Raw genomic sequence first — 18,572 nt, 5'->3', positions numbered from 1 at the left:
GTGCGTCATGGCAACAACCAAAACCAGCATTGCAACGTTACAAAAAATGAAACGGGAAGGAACCAAAATCAGTTCCCTCACCGCCTATGATTCAAGTTTTGCTAAACTCATGACCGAGCAAGGCGTCGACTTTATTCTGGTGGGCGATTCACTGGGTAATGTTGTGCAGGGACGCGACTCAACTGTGCCGGTAACCGTCGATGATATGATTTACCACACTCAGTGTGTGCGTCGTGGTGCCAGCAATGCCTTTGTTATAGCAGACATGCCATTTATGACTTACAGCACACCCGAGCAAGCCTATGATGTGGCGGCAGCTTTAATGCAGGCCGGTGCCAACATGGTCAAACTGGAAGGTGGTCACTGGCTGGTTGAAACCATTGAAGGCTTGAAAACCCGGGGCATTCCGGTTTGCGCTCACCTTGGTTTACTGCCGCAATCGGTTAATGTTCTTGGTGGTTATAAAGTACAAGGCAAAGAGCAGCAACAGGCCGACGACACACTGAACCAGGCTTTGGCTCTCGAACAGGCCGGCGCGCAATTACTTGTTCTGGAATGCGTACCCGCTTCTCTGGGTAAACGTATTACCGAGCAGGTATCTATTCCTACTATTGGTATTGGCGCAGGCGCAGACACGAACGGACAAATTTTAGTTATGCACGATATGCTCGGCATGAACAGTGACTATTTGCCCAAATTTGCCAAAGACTTTTTAGCTCAGGGCGGCTCGCTTGCTGATGCATTCCGTTTATACTCCGAGCAAGTGCGTTCAGGTGAGTTCCCGACAGCAGAGCACAGCTACAAATGAGAATTTTAAAATCACTTGCTGAACTTCGCAGATGGCGTCAGCAGCAGTCTGAAGTAGCTTTAGTACCGACTATGGGCAACCTGCACGATGGTCACCTGCAGCTGGTTAAAACAGCGTTAGAACGATGCGACAACGTGGTTGTCAGTATTTTTGTCAACCCGATGCAATTCGGTGCAAACGAGGATCTCGACAGTTACCCACGCACGCTGGAGGCCGACTGCCAGGCGCTGGACGCTTTAGGTGTTTCTGCGGTATTTACCCCTCAGGTAACTGATGTCTACCCGCGCGGTCTCGACAAACAGACTCGTATTGAAGTACCCGGCATCAGTGACATTCTTTGCGGAGCCAGTCGCCCGGGGCATTTCACCGGCGTCGCCACTATTGTCTGTAAACTATTTAATATGGTGCAGCCACAGCTGGCTGTATTTGGCGAAAAAGATTATCAACAGCTTCAGGTTATTCGCTTAATGGTACAAGACCTAAGCCTGCCAGTAGAGGTTCTGGGAACAGCCACACAGCGTGAAACCAGTGGTCTTGCCATGAGCTCGCGTAACGGTTACTTATCCACAGAGCAAAAGCAGCAAGCGGCGGCGCTTTATAAAACTCTGGAAGAAACCAAAGCTAAACTGAGTGTAAACACCGACTTTGGTGAGCTGGAAGCTGCAGCAAAAGAAAAGCTGACCCAGGCGGGGTTTGTGCCGGATTATTTCAGTATTCGTAACGCAGCAGATTTGCAGGAAGCGACGCCTGAAGACCACGAATGGGTCGTTCTGGCAGCCGCTTTTATGGGCAAAACGCGCTTAATTGATAACTTACGGGTTACCAACGCGGCAACTAAATAAGCATACCCAGTTCGCGCATTTCAGTGTGCAGAGCGCCACGTAAACTGGTCGCTTTTGCCGCAATTTTACGCTGTTCGCATAAAACTTCCTGCAGCATGTCGTCGGTTGTTAATGGGTTAGCCAGAACCACACGAAAAACCACCGTGGGCTCATGATGGTATTGGGCCGGTGTTAACTTAGTCCGGGATACAAATGACTGTCCAGTCTCCCGCTGACGCTTCTGAATATATCGCGTCAGTGCGTTTAAATGTGGAGTCAGACGCGCCAGCTGTTCAGGTGTTGCTTTATCCAGAACCGCTTTCACTTTCTTCGGCACAAACCGATAAGTTAAAAGACAAAGCTCCGGCTCGGTAATAACTTCAAAATCATCCTGCTCGCTGATCAGCTTAGAGAAATAACGCGCTTTATCAATACTGTTATTAATCAGCAGCTCATAACCACGGCGACCAATAACGTGCATAGCCGAAAACAGCATCATAGCCATGCCCGCGCGTGAACCTTCCATGGTATGCGAACCTAAATCTTTTGAGCCCTGACGAATAATATACTCGGCATGATATTCTATAGACTTAACCAATGACGGGCTTTTAAATAACACCAGTCCCGCGCCCATAGGGACGTACATTTGCTTATGCGCGTCAATGGTGACACTGTCGGCTCGTTCAATACCGGCCAGTAGCGGACGGTGCTGTTCAGACAATAACGTCGCGCCACCCCAGGCGGCGTCCACATGAAAGTGAGCATCCACTTCTTCTGCAACAGTTGCCATTTCGTCAAGCGGATCAATGTGCCCAGTTTCTGTTGTACCCGCGACACCAACCAGCGCGAGCACTTTCCCGCCTTCTTTTGCAATTTTTTCGCAGGTTTTTCGTAATTCATCAATACGAATACGGTTATCACTGTCCGTTGCCACCGACACTAAATTTCGGCGACCAATACCAAGTACGTCCGCGGCTTTACTTAATGAATAGTGCCCACGCTCTGACACCACGACGGTTAACTTCGAGTAGCCATAATGCTGAAGACCCGCAGCCAGCCCATCGGCTGAAATGCCCGCGAAATCACCATCTGCCTGCAACAAGCGGTTGCGCGCTACCCACAAAGCCGTCATGTTGGCTATGGTTCCGCCCGAGCAAAAAGCCCCCAGCGAGTGCTGAGCGCTGTGCATCCAGCGATTATAAAAAGGCGCGTCCTGCTGATACACCAGATGATGCATCATGCCAATAACGTTACGTTCAAGCGGCGTAAAAGCTTTAGAGGTCTCAATTTTTACCAGGTTCTGATTCAGACCTACCATGAGCTTAGCCAAAGGCAGCAGGAAATATGGTAGAGCTGATGTCATATGACCTATAAAACGCGGCGACGCCGTATGCACCGAATGAGCGACCAGCTTATCCAACAAAAATTCGGTATGGTCGGAAACAAAAGCTGGCTCTTCAGGTATCTGTGACTTATCAAAGTCACGCTCAATTTCCTGCAACGGCTTTTCGCGGGCAACAATATGTTCACCCAAAAAACCCATCAGGTTTTCTGAAAGATGCTTTTCGATTTTACCCAGCGTTGAGTCCGGAGCCTCGGGTATCGTAAAAATGCGATACAACGACTCCTGGTTCACTTCCGCTATTTCTGTTTTAGGGCTCAATCAAGACTCCTTAGATAAATTCGCGTGCAGTTGCCATAAAGCCTGACCGCTGTTCTTATATTTGCGCTCAAAAGGCGTTATTGGCTCAACGTCATCGGACAGCAGCGAGATATCGGCATAATGCCCGCTCACCTTAAGTGCCTGCGCCACTTCTAACAAGTATAGGCTCCAATTAGAACGCATATGCAATTCACCGCCAAGCGCAACCACATCTTTCCATACCGGACTACCATGCCAGCGGCGTGCTAAATGAGCCGATTTAGGCCAGGGATTAGGGTAAAAAATGCAATGCTGCCGGGGCTGCCATCCGGCTCTGTTCGCCAACCGCCAGAAATCATTCAGGTCGGCTCTTACCACCCAGTACCGCTGACCATTCTCGCTGGTCTGATAATGGCTGTGACGGTCGACCCGATGCGCCGACTTATCAACGCCGATAACCATAGCATCGGAATGAATTTCTGCCAGTTTTGCAGTACTTTCACCCACGCCGCAGCAGGAATCTAGAATAATCGGCCCACCCCAGCTTTCAACCTGCGCGTTGATTTCGTCAAACGCCTGCTGGTTGTGCTCCTGAATAGGTTTCAAAAACTCACTTTCTAAATGGCGACGGACTGCTGCTTCAGTGTCTTCATGCGGTCCATTCTGGTTAGTTGTAACCGGTCTTGCCTGCTGCATCAGGAGCGGATTCCTATGCCTTTATCGAGAATATAGTAAGCCGCCGCAAAGAACAGCACATTGAAGCCCACCAGAACCGCTATGGCAAGACCTATACTCACGTCTGACTGGCCTAAGAAACCATAACGAAAGCCATTAACCATGTACAATACCGGGTTTGCCATAGATACTTTCTGCCAGAATTCCGGCAACAGACTGACCGAGTAAAACACACCGCCTAAGTAGGTTAGCGGCGTCAGTACGAATGTCGGTACGATAGAAATATCGTCAAAGGTTTTGCCGTAAACGGCATTAATTAACCCGCCCAGACAGAAAAGTGTGGAGGTTAAAATGACGGTTAATATGACATAACCAATATGAGCAATTTGGATGTCTTCTACAAAGAAAAAAGACACACAAGTGACAATAACCGCGACGATCAACGCTCTGGCCATACCGCCACCGACATAACCGGCAATAATAACTGCGGTAGGAACAGGGGACACCAGCATCTCTTCGATATTGCGCTGAAACTTAGCACTAAAAAAAGACGACGCGACATTAGAATAGGAGTTAGTAATAACGGACATCATAATAAGGCCCGGAACAATGAACTCCATGTAGCCGACGCCACTCATTTCACCAATTCGTTCGCCCACAATGCTACCGAAAATGACGAAGTACAGCGTCATGGTAATAGCCGGCGGCACCAGAGTTTGTATCCAAATACGAAGAAAGCGGGTGCACTCTTTTATCCAGATGGTTTTTAACGCAATAAAATTAGCTGCGGAATGGCTCATTTGGCTTCCTCCTGCTGACGCCCCTGCTCGACCATAGACACAAACAATTCCTCTAAACGGTTGGCTTTATTACGCATTGACAATACTTTTACTTTTTGGGCAGAAAGCTGCTCGAACACGGCGTTCAGCCCGGCATTTTTATCAACTTCCACTTCCAGTGTCTGCTCATCTGTCCAACGGTGATTAAAGTTCTCTATTTCTGCGCCGTTATGGCCCGGCTCTAAATCTAAGACAAAGGTTTCCCGGCTTAGCTGCGCCAGCAAGCGCTTCATTGACGTGTTTTCTATAATTCGGCCACTATCAATAATACCGATATTACGGCACAGCATTTCGGCTTCTTCCAGATAGTGGGTAGTCAGAATAATGGTAATGCCCTGCTGATTAATCTTAGTCAGGTAGTCCCACATGGAGCGGCGCAGTTCGATATCAACACCTGCCGTTGGCTCATCCAGAATCAGTAAGTTAGGTTCATGCAGTAATGCGCGGGCTATCATCAAGCGGCGTTTCATGCCTCCAGACAAAGAGCGGGCCGGTTCATTGCGCTTATCCCATAACCCCAACTGTTTCAGGTATTTTTCAGAACGTTCCTTAGCCAGCGAGCGAGGAACACCATAGTAACCCGCCTGATTCACGACAATTTGCTGAACCGTTTCAAACTGATTGAAGTTAAATTCCTGCGGCACCAAACCAATCTGGCGTTTTAAATCGGTGAGCTGCGTGTCTAAGTCGTAACCAAAAACCTTCACCTGACCCGAGGTTTTATTTACCAGCGATGAAATAATTCCGATAGTGGTCGACTTCCCGGCTCCATTAGGGCCAAGCAGTGCATAGAAATCACCTTCTTCAACCTCTAAATCAATACCTTTTAAGGCTTCAAAACCACCACGGTATGTTTTGCGTAAGCCTGTAATTTCTAAAGCTTTCATAGACCTCTTTATGACTCCTTTCCATAGCCCCAGCGACTGACTAAACGCTGCTCAAGGCCAAGATGATCCAGCATTCTGGCCACCATAAAATCGATTAAATCATCAATACTTTCTGGTTGATGATAGAAGCCCGGCGCTGCCGGCATTATCGTTACGCCCTGCTGACTGAGTTGCAGCATGTTTTGTAAATGGATTGTCGAAAGCGGAGACTCCCTCGGAACTAAAATTAATTGTCCGCGCTCCTTCAGTACGACATCGGCGGCGCGCTCGATCAACGTATTACTACTGCCATGCGCAATTGACGACAAGGTACTGGTTGAACAAGGGCACACCACCATTTTCGCGGGCGCCGCTGAACCTGAAGCCACCGGCGAAAACCATTCTTCTTTGCCGTAAACTTTGAGTTGCTCAGCACCAACCGAAAAGTGTTCACACAGCATTGCCGCTGCTTTGTCAGGAGCTGCCGGAATTTGCATGCCCTGCTCCGTTGCCAATACGACCCGGGCAGCACTGGAAATGAGCAACAGCACCTGTTGATCCTGATCAAGCAAACATTGTAACAAACGCAGCGCGTAAGGGGCACCCGAGGCACCGGTTATCGCAACAGTAATTCTATTGTCGGTTTTCATTGAACGGTTCCTGTGTCATCCAGTTATTGCAAGGCTTTAAGAAAGCGCTGGTGCAAACCATCAAAGCTGCCATTACTCATAATAAGTACGGCGTCTCCGGCTCTGACTTCGGCTAGCAACCCTGCCAGCAAGTCGTCGGTCGACTCAAACACATGCGCCTTGGGCATTTTTTCGGCCAATTGCCATTGTAGCCCTTCGGGCTGCAATACGAATACATTGTCTGCGTCTTCTAATGACTGAACCAAGGTATCGCTGTGGACGCCCATTTTCATGGTATTTGAGCGCGGTTCAAGTACCGCAATAATGCGACTGTCAGGCTGATGCTGCCGCAAACCGGATACGGTTGTCTTAATCGCGCTTGGGTGGTGAGCAAAATCATCAAAGACTTTTACGCCGCGGTGCTCGCCCAGTAACTCCATACGTCGTTTGGGACTTCTAAAACGGTTTAACGCCTGCGCACTCTGCTCAGCTTTTATGCCAACATGGGCTGCGGCGATAATGGCCATCATGGCATTATTAACGTTATGAGTACCCAATACGTTCCAGCTAACCTGCGCAATACACTTGCCCTGATAATGCACTTCGAACTCCGTACCGTCAGTTTTAAGCAATTTTGTCTGCCAGTCGCCCTGCTCACCCATACGCACCACTGGGCTCCAGCAGCCTTGCTCCAGAACTTCATCCAGTGCTTTATCGCCCGCGGGTAGAATCACCTGACCGGTGTCGGGAACAACCCGCAGCAAATGCGCAAACTGTCGTTGGATAGCTGCTAAATCAGGGAAGATGTCTGCATGATCAAATTCCAGATTATTCAGAATTAACGTATCTGGTGCATAATGAACAAACTTGGATCGTTTATCAAAAAACGCCGTATCGTACTCATCGGCTTCAATCACAAAGAAGTTCGAATCGGTTAAACGTGCACTGACCGGAAAGTTCCCCGGTACGCCACCAATCATAAAACCGGGGTCGAATCCGTTGTCCTCTAAGATCCAGGCCAGCATACTCGCGGTGGTGGTTTTGCCGTGAGTTCCGGCAACCGCCAATACCCAGCGCTGGGTTAATACGTTGTCGTGCAGCCATTGCGCGCCGGACACATAGGGAATACGTTCCCGTAAAACAGCTTCAACTTCGTCGTTACCTCGGCTTAACGCGTTACCGATAATCACTATGTCGGGGCGTGGCTTTAAATTGTTATGCGAGTAGCCATGCATCAATTCAATACCGAGGTTTTCCAATTGCGTGCTCATGGGCGGATAGACCTTAGCATCAGACCCGGTTACCCGATGACCAAGTTGCTGCGCAATGGCGGCCACGCCTCCCATAAAAGTTCCGCAAATCCCAACAATATGAATGTGCATGTGCTCTCTAAATCCGTTCGCTTTAAAAATACCGAAAGTGTACCACCGTACTCACTGACAAGCAGGATTTTTACCAAAAAATAAGGTATCATTTGCGCTCTCTGAACAAACATTTGTTAGCACCCAATAACCAGAGCTGCAGGAACTTTCATGAAACGTTTATTACCAACACTGAGAGCGGATCAAACCAGTGAGTCGCTTATCTCTGTTATTAACACCATTCAAATTGCGGCCAAGGAAATTTCTTTCCGTCTGCATCAGGGCGCATTAGCCGGTGTATTAGGCTCAACTCTGGACGAAAACATTCAGGGCGAAACGCAAAAGAAGCTCGATGTTGTCGCCAATCAGCTGTTAAAAACTCTGTTGCTTGAGTCACCTAACGTCCATGCTGTTGCTTCTGAAGAAGAAGATTCCATTGTTGAGAGCCCGAATTCAGGCCATTACCTGGTAGCATTTGACCCACTGGACGGAAGCTCTAACATCGACATAAACGGTGGTGTGGGTACTATTTTCTCTATTCTGCGTAAGCCTGAAGGCGAAGAGACCAGCGAGAACATGTTCCTGCAACCTGGTAAAGCTCAGGTTGCTGCCGGTTATGTCTTGTATGGTCCTGCAACTATGCTGGTTATGACAACCGGTAAAGCGGTGCGAATTTACACTCTGGATCAGACCGTTGGTGAATTCTTATTGACCCACGAGAAAGCGGAAATCCCGAAAGATACCAAAGAGTTTGCCATTAATATGTCGAACCGTCGTCACTGGGCTGACCCAATCCGCGCTTACATTAGCGACTTGCTGGAAGGCGAAGAAGGTCCGCGCGGCAAGAACTTTAATATGCGCTGGAATGCCGCGATGGTCTCTGATGTGCACCGGGTTATTTCGCGTGGTGGTTTATTCACTTACCCCTGGGATGCTCGTAAGCCGGAAAAACCCTTTAAGCTGCGTCTTTTATACGAAGCTGCGCCTATGGCTATGCTGGTGGAAAAAGCCGGCGGGAAAGCCACTGACGGTTACAGCCGTTTAATGGAAATTGTACCCGAGCATATTCACCAGCGCGTCTCGGTGGTTATGGGATCTGCCAATGAGGTAGATGTGTGTATGGATTACCATAAGCAACATCCAAAACCTTATTAGACTGATGTCGATAGTGCGCGGCTATTGCGTGAGTAGCCCGAGCCGCTATAATCGCGCAGTACCTTTTATTATTTTATTACTACAGCAGGAAGTACTATGAGCTTAGGAAACGTAACGGCTGGCGCGAACATGCCAGAAGAAGTTAACGTCATTATCGAGATTCCGGCAAACGCCGATCCGATTAAATACGAAGTTGATAAAGACACCGGTACATTGTGGGTTGACCGTTTTATGGCAACCGCTATGTTCTATCCGGCCAACTACGGTTTTGTTAACCAGACGCTGTCTTTAGATGGTGACCCGGTAGACGTACTTGTCCCGACTCCGTACCCGCTGCAAGCTGGTTCTGTTATTAAATGCCGCCCGGTTGGCGTGTTAAAAATGACTGACGAGTCAGGTGAAGACGCGAAAGTTATCGCGGTTCCGGTCAGTAAGCTGACTAAAGAGTACGATCACATCAATGACGTTGATGACCTGCCTGAGTTGTTAAAAGCACAAATCACTCACTTCTTCGAGCGTTACAAAGAGCTGGAAAAAGGTAAGTGGGTTAAAGTTGACGGTTGGGGTGATGCCGCTGCAGCAAAAGAAGAAATTGTGTCTTCTTTTGAGCGTGCGAAAAAGTCTTAATTCTGTATCCGGAGTAGTGCCGTCATGAATGCCGTCAATATAGAAAAACTAAGTTTTTCCTGGGCGGGACAAAAACCAACCCTGGATATTCCTGCCTGGCAGGTACAACAAGGTGAAACGGTGCTACTTCGAGGCCCCAGCGGTAGTGGTAAATCAACACTGCTATCGCTGTTGGCCGGCATTAATACACCGGAACAGGGTCGGTTAGACCTGTTTGATACTGCATTCTCCAGTCTGTCCGGCAGGCAACGAGACCGTTATCGTGCCGACAATATTGGCTATATATTTCAACAATTTAATTTACTGCCCTATTTATCCGCCTTAGACAACGCCTTACTCGCCTGTCAGTTCTCGAAAAAACGCCGACAACGTTTGGCAGAGAAGGGAACATCGGCAGAAGCGACTGCGCTGGAAATGCTCAAACGCTTGGGTCTATCCTCAGAACAAATTCAGCAACAGGCTCATACCCTCAGCGTTGGTCAGCAACAACGAGTAGCAGCTGCCAGAGCCTTACTGGGAGCACCTAAACTGCTGATAGCGGATGAACCAACCTCGGCGCTGGATGCTGAGCACCGGGATACCTTTATCCAATTATTACTTGAGCTCAGTAGCCAAAATAACACCACGGTTATTTTTGTGACTCATGACGCCGCTTTGTCTTCTTATTTTGATAAACACGTCGAGCTTAACGAACTTAATCAGGCGGGGGCTAAATCATGATCCGCCTTGCCCTGAAAAGCTTACTGAACCGACGCGCGAGTGTGCTTTTAACTGTTATAGCGATTGCTGTCAGTGTCACCCTATTACTGGCAGTGGAGCGTGTCCGTGACCAGGTACAAAGTCATTTTGCCAATACGGTTTCTGGTACTGACTTAATTATTGGCGCCAGAACCGGACAGACTCAGTTATTGCTGTCTTCTGTCTTTCATATTGGCAGCATGACCAACAACATGAGCTGGGAAAGCTTTGCCGATATTAGTAGCCGTCCTGAAGTCAGTTGGGCCGTGCCAATTTCGCTGGGTGACAGTGTCCAGGGGTTGCCAGTTGTAGCGACAACCAATGCGTATTTCGAGCATTTTAAATATGCTGATAAGCAACCTTTAGAGTTTTCACAAGGCCAGCCTTTTGCCTCAAATGAAGACGTTGTATTAGGAGCTGATGCGGCAGAGAAGCTGTCAAAAGCCATTGGTGACGATATCATTATTGCCCACGGCAGTGGCGGCATTAGCTTTAGCGAACACGATGAGCACCCATTGACGGTTACTGGTGTTCTGCAGCGGACAGGAACCCCGGTTGATCAAGCGGTGCTGGTAACCTTGCACAGCCTCGAGATGATTCACAGCGGTGGGGCCGGGCACGACGAAGAACATAACCACAACCATGAACACGAACATAACGATGCTCATGCCGACGAGCACGAGCATCATGGCGAAGCCCCGGCTGAAAGCATCAGTGCCGCATTACTTGGCTTAAAGGCCAAGCCTCTGGCTTTGCGCTTACAACGTCAAATCAACACCTATAAAAAAGAGCCCTTAACTGCCCTGCTGCCGGGGATGACACTGCAGGAATTATGGAAAACCTTAAGAGTGTTCGAGCAGGCGTTAACCGCCATCTCAGCTATGGTGGTGCTGATTGGTCTACTGGGTATGCTGACCATTATGCTTGCCAGTTTACGAGAACGACGTCGCGAAATGGCGGTCTTAAGAGCCGTAGGCGCAGGTCCCGGAACCATATTCGGCTTGTTACTCAGTGAAGCACTGCTACTGACCGTGGTCGGCGCTTTCTCTGGCTTACTCTTGCTATATGGCCTGCAATGGTCGTTGGCCGGCGTTATCCAGTCGCAGACAGGGTTAATCTTCACCAGCTCATGGCCCAGCATTAGTGAGTGGTGGCGCATAGTACTCGTGATTGGTGCAGGCTTTATGTTAAGTTTAATTCCCGCATGGCGTGCGTATCGCCAATCTCTTGCAGACGGACTTACGGTGAAAATATGAAGAAGTTATTTGCGGTTGCACTCTTAATGCTAACCCTTCCCGCATTCGCGGCTGCTGAAAAAATTGGCTGGAAGGATCTCATCCCTGAAGGATTTACTCCGCCTCCGGTCAAGCCTCAGTCATATTATGATGCCAATCCGGACGAAGACAAGCAGGTTAGCCTGGACGCGCCTGTAGTTGAATCTCTGGACGGCAAAAAAGTGCGGATTCCTGGCTACGTTGTGCAACTGGAAGGGAACGCTGATAACGTCACTGAATTTTTACTGGTTCCTTATTTTGGTGCGTGCATCCACGTTCCGCCACCACCGCCAAACCAAATTATTCACGTTGAATACCCGGAAGGTGTTCCCTACGAAAACACTTATGATGCTGTTTGGATAGAAGGCACCATTAAGGTAGAACGCAAAGAAGGTGACCTTGCGGTTGTAGGCTATCAGATGAAAGCCGATAGCGTAGAAGTCTATAACTAAGAATAACTCATTTGCTTTTGTAACAAGCAAATTAACTGGTCAGCGGGCATTGGTTTAGCAAAGAAAAAACCTTGCCCCTCGGTGCAGTCCAACCCTAAAAAGTAGTCCAGTTGCGACTGCTCCTCGATACCTTCAGCCAGCACTTTTAAACCTAAACGACGAGCCATGTCGACAATAGTCTCTATGATGATCTTGCCGCTCTTCTCATCTGAATTATTCACGAAGGTTTTGTCTATTTTAATTCGATCTAAGGGCAGCTTTTGTAAGTAACTGAGTGATGAAAAGCCGACACCAAAATCATCAATTGCCACCTGAATTCCTTGCTGCTTCAAACGCCTTAAAATGTCAGCAACCAGATCAGGGTCTTCCATCACAATACTTTCTGTAATTTCCAGCTCAATTCGCGTCGGATCGATTCCCCATTGTTCTATTTGCTTTTCTACCAGCTCAGGAAAGTCACGCTTTCGAAATTGTGGTACTGAAACATTTACCGCCACCCGAAGCTGGGGAAGACCAATTTCATCAAAGGCATTAATTTGACGACAGGCTTCTTCAATAACCCAGGAGCCTATTTCTACAATCAGCCCGGAGTATTCAGCCAAAGGAATGAACTCTGCAGGAGAAATAAAAGAACCGTCGCTTTGAGGCCAGCGCAGAAGTGCTTCTACACCTACAACTTTTTTTGTTTTCAGCTCAACTTGCGGCTGATACCAAACCTGCAGTTTTCTATTGGCAAAATCGGCGCGCAACCTACGAACCAAATGAAGCCGTCGTTGAGTGTCTTGTTCCATCGACGGCTCATAATAGTTATAACGGTCAAAGGAGTTATTTTTCGCATTTTTTAGAGCGATATAAACTTGCTTCAGCAACCCTTTGCCATTAACACTCTCAGGGTTTGTGGCTGAGGCAAAGCCACAAGTTACCCGCAATGGTATGTAATGTTCCCCGGCTCTAAAAGGTAAGGCAAAAAGCTCACTGAAAGCATTAGGTGTGACAATATTCGCAGGACCGTAAACGCCGAATACGTCGGCAGAAATCCGCGAAACAAAGACTTTATCTCCAAGTTGGTCTGTCAGACGAAGCGCCACAGCACGCAACAATAAATTTCCGACATCCTGACCCAATCCATCGTTAACATCAGAGAAGTGGTCTATGTCGATGACAGCGATCATTTTGTCTTTGTCCGGTTTTTCAGACAGAACTTGAAGACACCGTGTAAACTCTGCCCGATTCGGGATGCCAGTTAAAGGATCAAGATACGCTGCAGTCCGCAGTTCTTCGAATAAATTCGCATTCTCGAAGCCGACCGCAATATTGGCTAAAAAGACTTCCAGCAACTCCTGGTCATACTCAGCGACAGCGTTTTTTGTTTCTATGTAGGCCGCCGCCTGATGTGCCTGTCCGTCAATAAAGAAAACCGTAGCCGTGTCTGTATGAATATGGCGTTGTTCATTCAGGCACTTTCTGACATTTTTCTCTATCTCGTCTGAGTTGAGAGTGGATAAACTCTTATTTATGCTATCAGCGAAATGTCCGGCGGCTCCGAGTACCAGAATATCATTGTCTTTATGAGGCGCTCTGGCACCGACAATCCCTTCGGCACGCAAACCAAGCAAAGAAGCAATTTGTGTGACTACACCTTCAGAAAAGTTAACAATGGAATGTTTTTCCATTAAGTTGGAAGCCGAGTGAATAATTTTGCGTAAACCACGGCGGTTTTCGTTAATGGTGCAGAGTTGCTGATACGAGCGAACAGCTGAAAAGACTGTGGTTAAAAGGCGGCTTCTTGTGAGTTCTGTTTTCGTCTTGTAGTCGTTAATATCATAATTTTTTACGACACTCTCTTCGGGAGCATAACCCGGTTGTCCTGTTCGCAGCACAATCCGAATTTCGTCATTACCCAATTGCTCTCTGATAGCCTGAGCCACTTTTAAACCGGCATCGTCGGTTTCCATGACAACATCAAGCAATACCATGGCAATGTCATCATGTTCAGTCAGTCGATCAAGAGCTTCACTACCACTGTAGGCATGGAAGAACTCCAACTGACGACCACTGATAATAACATCAGCAAGCGCCATTTTAGTGACTGCATGAATTTCCTGATCATCATCGACAATCAGAATTTTCCAAAAGCCTTTACTATATTCTGTCGGAGCTACTTCATCGTCGTCGTGAAGAAACAGCGGTTCATCTTGACTGCTGACCATGCGTTGAGGCCATCCATCTATAAGAAGTTACAAACATATAACAATTTAGCTTATATGCTGAACGACCTGCAAGCTTTGATTAGTCTAATTAATCGATTAGAAGTGAACTTCGACTCCAACAAATGGGCCTTTAAAGGTCACATCTGAGTAAATATTATCGACATCATCAAGCTCTATCACTGAATGCCGATAGCCTGCATTAAGGCTTACATCGACAGCTAAGTTATCAACTAAACGATATTCGATGCCAATTTGCGCGTCCTGAACTTTACTGTCTTTCGCGCTAAGTGCACTGGCATCAGCAAAGAAAGTCCAGTCGGTAGCCGGTATTCCCACTCGCGCTGCAACATAAGCTGTAGGCACAACAACGGAAAAATCCTGACGACCAATAGTATCGCTACCGAGTACCCACAAACTGCCATCAAAATCCATAGCATTGACGCCAATATCAAATGAGACTAAATCATTATCGAAAATTTCGTAGTAAAAAATGTAATCTCTATGGCTAAAGTCATTTTTCCCGTAGTCGCTGGTAACTTCTAAACTATTTTCCCGTACTTTAATATTTGGAACGAATGGGACCGGATGCTCCAATGCAATGTAGTAACTGCTTTGGTTTTCATTGTCGAAATTAGGTTCTATTAAATTAGAAGCAAAAGCATACTCGCCTTCAGTATCAGCATCCCAGAATTGTCCGCCGGCATAAACACCAAAAACTGTATCAGCTAAAGCGCTGGCAGGAGCAACCGCTAACGCAACGGCTAACACTAATGTTTTTTTATACATAACTCTTCCTATTAGATGTCGAATTCTTTATTTCTTCACTAGAAATTGAATGGTTTGTTTGGAGCCTGACTCAAAATGTAAGGTCAGGGAAAAGCTTTCTTCGGCTTCAAGCGGAGATTTCAAGCCAAATAACATAAAATGATATCCTCCTGGTTGAAACTTAATTGTTTCCCCCGGAGCAATAGACAGAGATTTAACCTCTTCCATTTTCATTACACCGCCAGACATTGTGTGTCGATGGACTTCAGCTACTTTACTGACGTCTGAGCTAATGTGGGTAATTTCGACAGGGGTATCTTTCAGGTTTTCAAGTGTGGCATAAGCCGCGCCATTTTCGGTTCCCGGAATAGTCGCACGAGCCCATGCATCATCAACTTTTAATGTCTCGGCGGCGACTATAACGGGTAACAAACTCAATACAGCAACTAGTGTTTTAAACATTGCCTAAGCCTTATTGGATTTAATTCAGGCTTTATATTACACGTGATTAACCCGTTCTAGAAACCTTTGGTTTGCGAAATATAAAGTAAAGAACCAGGACGCAGAGAATCAGCGGCCAGAAAAAGCCGATTCCACTTAATATTAGGGCGATAAATGCGGCCCCAGCGCCCAGAAGCACGCTACCGAATACCGTGACCACCACAAAAAATACTAAGCCAACAAAAAATAAGCTGATCAATAAAGTAACCGTTAACTCAATCACCGAACCAAGAGCCATTCCGAAAACTGAAAATATCTCTTCAGCGAAAAAGAATAAACCAATAACAGATAAAACTAATAACCAGCCAAAGCTACGATTCGACATGATAATAACTCCAATAGTGAGCAATTTAACTATACTTAGTCTTTATAGCTACAACTACCGTGCCAACTATTTACCTTATATTTTTCAATTGGTTAAAATTTCAAACCTTAACCTGAAATAAAAAAACCGCCAATAATTGGCGGTTTTTACTAATATTAGCTCTCGGAGGAAATTAGAATTTATATTCAACTTCCGAGTAGAAATAGCCACCATTGAAACCGATAGGCGAGTTGGTTAATGGGTATTTAAAGATACCATTAAACTGATTCCCTTCAGAGCGTTCGTCAGGATACTCGTTGAACAGGTTCTGCGCGCCCACTCTAACAGCCAGAGCATCGTTCCACTGATAATTAACCGTTACGTCTGTTATCCAGTTAGGACCGTAGGTTTCGGTTCCGCTGCTGTAACCAATGGCATAGTTACCAAAATAACTAAACTGGACATTACTGGTCCATTTACCTTTAGTATGGGTTAAACCAATTGACCCTGAATGATCAGGTGTGGAGCGCGTCATACGTATCTGCTCATCACTATCAAACAGAACATCGTCCAGCCCATCTAATAATTGCGGCAGGTTAATAGAGTCAATGTCCGTAGTATTATAACCATAAGCCAACTGCGCTTTAAGGTCGCCGTAGTCACCGATACCGAAAGTTTTACTGGCTACAATATCCAGCCCTTTGGTTGTCGTATCAACAGCATTGAGGAAAAACCGCGCGTTTTCCGCCGCTGTACCGGCAAGTGCTTCTTCAACAGCCGGAGAGTCACCAGGAGCAACATCGCCGGATAAAATTACTCGATCCTCAATTTCGATTTGAAACGCGTCAATGGTAACTGCCAAACCGTCATAACCGTTCCAGACCATACCCAGGCTGACGCTTTCAGACTCTTCGGGTTGCAGAGCACCAATGCCCAGAGCCTGAGTTACCGGACTAATATTATTAAAGGTTCCTGACTGTTCAGGCTCTAACCCGTTGCCTCGATCAACAAACAGGGTAGAGATATTGCTAAAGTACAATTGTTGTACGCTAGGTGCTCTGAAGCCAGTATTAATGGCACCACGTATCGCAACTCTGTCGGTTAAATCATAGCGACCAGAAAGCTTCCAACTGGTGTTATTTCCGAAGTCTGAGTAATCTTCATATCGGACGGCAGCGCCCCACATAAAGTCAGTTGTAAGTTGGTTTTCCGCTTCGACATAAACCCCTACATTATCGCGCGACTCATCTACCTCTGAGTCAGGAGTAAATCCAGTGAAGCCCTGACTGCCACCGGGTCGATCTTCATAGCCGCCGTTAATGTAGGATGCTTCTTCACCCGCAATAACTTCATAAGAATTTTCCCGGTAGCTGATACCCATAGCCAGAGAAATTTCCGAGTTATTCGCGAATGGAATAAAGCGTTGGGCGTCTAAGGTAACATTGGATTCACTATTCTCCAGCGTACCTGCATCAAATGAAGTCGGTGTAAGCTCCGGACCTAAAGACGCGTTTAATGAGTTCTCAACGTTATACTGAAACTTACTAAAGCCGTAGCCACCGCTAAAATCTAATGTCCACTCGCCAACTAGCCATTCATAGCCAGCATAAATTGAGTGATCATTAACGTCAGGGGCTAAAATAGGTAAAAATCCGTCCGGATACAGTTCCGTTAGCGTATTACTTTGAATTGCCCGACGGTAAAACGCACCCGATTCAGAAGTTCGATCGCTGATACCACCAAACGCGTAGAAATTACCTTCACCTATAGCGATGTCCATGTTCGCAAACAATGAAGCATTTTCGTACTCCGCGTCACCAACGTGGAAACTCTGCCGGTCAAAAGTCTCTTCTCTTGGATCAGGATCACCATTTGGTAGTTCTGGATACTGTTGGCGCGGATCGAGCCCGGCGCGATTGGTTCTGTTTTTATGATGCAACTCGCCAGACAGGGTTAGTGCACCATCGTTCCCAATAGCAAAACCGGAGCTGGCAGACAGTTTCCATTGCTCGCCATCACCTTTATAGGTTTGGCCACCTTGAATACTCGCGTTACCGCCACTGTCGTTATCTTTCAAAACGATATTGATAACACCGGCGATAGCATCTGAACCGTATAAAGCCGCAGCGCCGTCCCGCAAGACTTCAATACGTTTTATAGCCGCCATAGGAATAGCATTCAAATCAACGTTCGAGCTGCCTCTTCCTGTTGTTCCGCTTAAATGAACTAAGGCCGACTTGTGACGTCTTTTACCATTAATGAGTACTAATGTGTGATCTGGAGACAGACCTCTTAAAGAAGCCGGACGAACTGCGTCTGTGCCGTCTGTAACCGATGATGATGGAAAATTAAAGCTAGGTACCGCGTACTGAAGCGCTTTAGCCGTTTCAGTAATACCTGTAGCGGCTAAGTCAGCGCCACTGATGATGTCCACTGGTGCTGCACCGTCGGTTGCCGTTCTCATTGAAAGTCTGGAACCTACAACCTGAATCACTTCTTCTACGTCTTGCGCAGAATCTTGTTGCGCTGACGCAACTGGCGTAATGAAAAATGAGCTCGCCAAAGCAAGCGTAATAGCATTGAAACGTTTCATACTGCTCTCCCTTATAATTATTACAGTGAATATAGCAGTAAATTGACAGTTTGGTTCAGTCTGGAAAGCAATTAGGTATAAGCAAATGTTATAGTAGCCTGATGCTATTGCATCAGGTGGGGTGATTGGGGATTATACTGGGGGATATTATGAGAGTATCTCACCTGACGTGAACGTCAGGCTACCGGACAGACATAAAAAAAGCCCCTCGCATAAGCGAAGGGCTGTTTTATTAGTAGTCTGGCGGTGACCTACTCTCGCATGGGGAGACCCCACACTACCATCGGCGCTGGTGTGTTTCACTTCTGAGTT

At 47.0% G+C, this 18,572-nt stretch carries 18 protein-coding genes; 7 read left to right on the top strand and 11 right to left on the bottom strand.

Translation table 11 applies throughout. From position 1 onward, the window contains the following. The first annotated feature begins 7 nt into the window (after window positions 1-7). Window positions 8-808 carry a 3-methyl-2-oxobutanoate hydroxymethyltransferase gene (panB, locus tag ACN0RF_RS05805; protein ID WP_417438341.1) on the top strand — a complete coding sequence of 267 codons (801 nt, stop codon included), beginning with the start codon at window positions 8-10 and terminating at the stop codon, window positions 806-808. Then, window positions 805-1,650, top strand: coding sequence for a pantoate--beta-alanine ligase (gene panC, locus ACN0RF_RS05800; RefSeq protein ID WP_417438340.1), 846 nt, complete (start codon window positions 805-807; stop codon window positions 1,648-1,650). Before panB ends, panC begins: the two co-directional genes overlap by 4 nt. On the opposite strand, the gene panP is transcribed toward panC, so the two are convergent. From panP to mpl, 6 genes are read right to left on the bottom strand one after another with little or no spacing between them, the layout of a single operon-like run. Then, entirely contained in the window at window positions 1,643-3,292 is a 1,650-nt protein-coding gene (gene panP / locus ACN0RF_RS05795; RefSeq protein WP_417438339.1) for a pyridoxal-dependent aspartate 1-decarboxylase PanP, read from the bottom strand. The genes panC and panP overlap by 8 nt on opposite strands. Further along, a complete protein-coding gene (gene trmB, locus ACN0RF_RS05790) occupies window positions 3,293-3,967 on the bottom strand; it encodes a tRNA (guanine(46)-N(7))-methyltransferase TrmB (protein ID WP_417438338.1) in 675 nt (224 codons plus the stop codon). Beyond that, window positions 3,967-4,746, bottom strand: a complete 780-nt coding sequence (locus ACN0RF_RS05785) for an ABC transporter permease (protein WP_011235485.1) — start codon at window positions 4,744-4,746, stop codon at window positions 3,967-3,969. Before ACN0RF_RS05785 ends, trmB begins: the two co-directional genes overlap by 1 nt. Further along, the gene (locus ACN0RF_RS05780; protein ID WP_417438337.1) at window positions 4,743-5,672 is read right to left on the bottom strand and encodes an ABC transporter ATP-binding protein; all 930 of its coding nucleotides are present in this window, start codon (window positions 5,670-5,672) and stop codon (window positions 4,743-4,745) included. Before ACN0RF_RS05780 ends, ACN0RF_RS05785 begins: the two co-directional genes overlap by 4 nt. Window positions 5,673-5,680: 8 nt before the next feature. Continuing rightward, window positions 5,681-6,301: a flavin prenyltransferase UbiX gene (locus tag ACN0RF_RS05775; RefSeq protein WP_034822004.1), complete on the bottom strand. Its 621-nt coding sequence runs from the start codon at window positions 6,299-6,301 to the stop codon at window positions 5,681-5,683. Window positions 6,302-6,324: 23 nt separating this feature from the next. Then, window positions 6,325-7,662 (bottom strand): UDP-N-acetylmuramate:L-alanyl-gamma-D-glutamyl-meso-diaminopimelate ligase, encoded by a 1,338-nt coding sequence (gene mpl / locus ACN0RF_RS05770; protein ID WP_417438336.1) that lies wholly within the window; start codon window positions 7,660-7,662, stop codon window positions 6,325-6,327. Window positions 7,663-7,812: 150 nt separating this feature from the next. On the opposite strand from mpl, the gene ACN0RF_RS05765 reads away from it, so the two are divergent. The 5 genes from ACN0RF_RS05765 to ACN0RF_RS05745 all read left to right on the top strand — a co-directional run bounded on the left by ACN0RF_RS05765 (window position 7,813) and on the right by ACN0RF_RS05745 (window position 11,887). Continuing rightward, entirely contained in the window at window positions 7,813-8,796 is a 984-nt protein-coding gene (locus ACN0RF_RS05765; protein ID WP_011235489.1) for a class 1 fructose-bisphosphatase, read from the top strand. 96 nt (window positions 8,797-8,892) lie between these two features. Continuing rightward, on the top strand, window positions 8,893-9,423 hold the full coding sequence (gene ppa / locus ACN0RF_RS05760) for an inorganic diphosphatase (protein ID WP_011235490.1): 531 nt from the start codon (window positions 8,893-8,895) through the stop codon (window positions 9,421-9,423). A 24-nt stretch (window positions 9,424-9,447) separates the two neighbouring features. Then, entirely contained in the window at window positions 9,448-10,143 is a 696-nt protein-coding gene (locus ACN0RF_RS05755; RefSeq protein ID WP_417438335.1) for an ABC transporter ATP-binding protein, read from the top strand. After that, window positions 10,140-11,417, top strand: coding sequence for an ABC transporter permease (locus ACN0RF_RS05750; RefSeq protein WP_417438334.1), 1,278 nt, complete (start codon window positions 10,140-10,142; stop codon window positions 11,415-11,417). Before ACN0RF_RS05755 ends, ACN0RF_RS05750 begins: the two co-directional genes overlap by 4 nt. Continuing rightward, window positions 11,414-11,887, top strand: coding sequence for a DUF3299 domain-containing protein (locus ACN0RF_RS05745; RefSeq protein WP_011235493.1), 474 nt, complete (start codon window positions 11,414-11,416; stop codon window positions 11,885-11,887). Before ACN0RF_RS05750 ends, ACN0RF_RS05745 begins: the two co-directional genes overlap by 4 nt. On the opposite strand, the gene ACN0RF_RS05740 is transcribed toward ACN0RF_RS05745, so the two are convergent. The 5 genes from ACN0RF_RS05740 to ACN0RF_RS05720 form a co-directional block, all read right to left on the bottom strand. Next, on the bottom strand, window positions 11,884-14,097 hold the full coding sequence (locus ACN0RF_RS05740; RefSeq protein ID WP_417438333.1) for an EAL domain-containing protein: 2,214 nt from the start codon (window positions 14,095-14,097) through the stop codon (window positions 11,884-11,886). The genes ACN0RF_RS05745 and ACN0RF_RS05740 overlap by 4 nt on opposite strands. A gap of 96 nt (window positions 14,098-14,193) precedes the next feature. Beyond that, window positions 14,194-14,883, bottom strand: coding sequence for a TIGR04219 family outer membrane beta-barrel protein (locus ACN0RF_RS05735; protein ID WP_417438332.1), 690 nt, complete (start codon window positions 14,881-14,883; stop codon window positions 14,194-14,196). 27 nt (window positions 14,884-14,910) lie between these two features. Next, entirely contained in the window at window positions 14,911-15,324 is a 414-nt protein-coding gene (locus ACN0RF_RS05730) for a copper chaperone PCu(A)C (protein ID WP_417438331.1), read from the bottom strand. Window positions 15,325-15,370: 46 nt separating this feature from the next. Continuing rightward, complete coding sequence (locus tag ACN0RF_RS05725; RefSeq protein ID WP_417438330.1) at window positions 15,371-15,688, bottom strand: hypothetical protein; 318 nt, start codon at window positions 15,686-15,688, stop codon at window positions 15,371-15,373. Window positions 15,689-15,860: 172 nt separating this feature from the next. Continuing rightward, window positions 15,861-18,260, bottom strand: coding sequence for a TonB-dependent receptor plug domain-containing protein (locus ACN0RF_RS05720; protein ID WP_417438329.1), 2,400 nt, complete (start codon window positions 18,258-18,260; stop codon window positions 15,861-15,863). Window positions 18,261-18,572: the final 312 nt, after the last annotated feature.

It is taken from the genome of Idiomarina sp. (genome assembly GCF_048260185.1).
Taxonomy (GTDB): Bacteria; Pseudomonadota; Gammaproteobacteria; order Enterobacterales; family Alteromonadaceae; genus Idiomarina.
The sequence above is the reverse complement of the archived record's forward strand: the minus strand, read 5'-3'. Positions and strand labels throughout refer to the sequence as shown.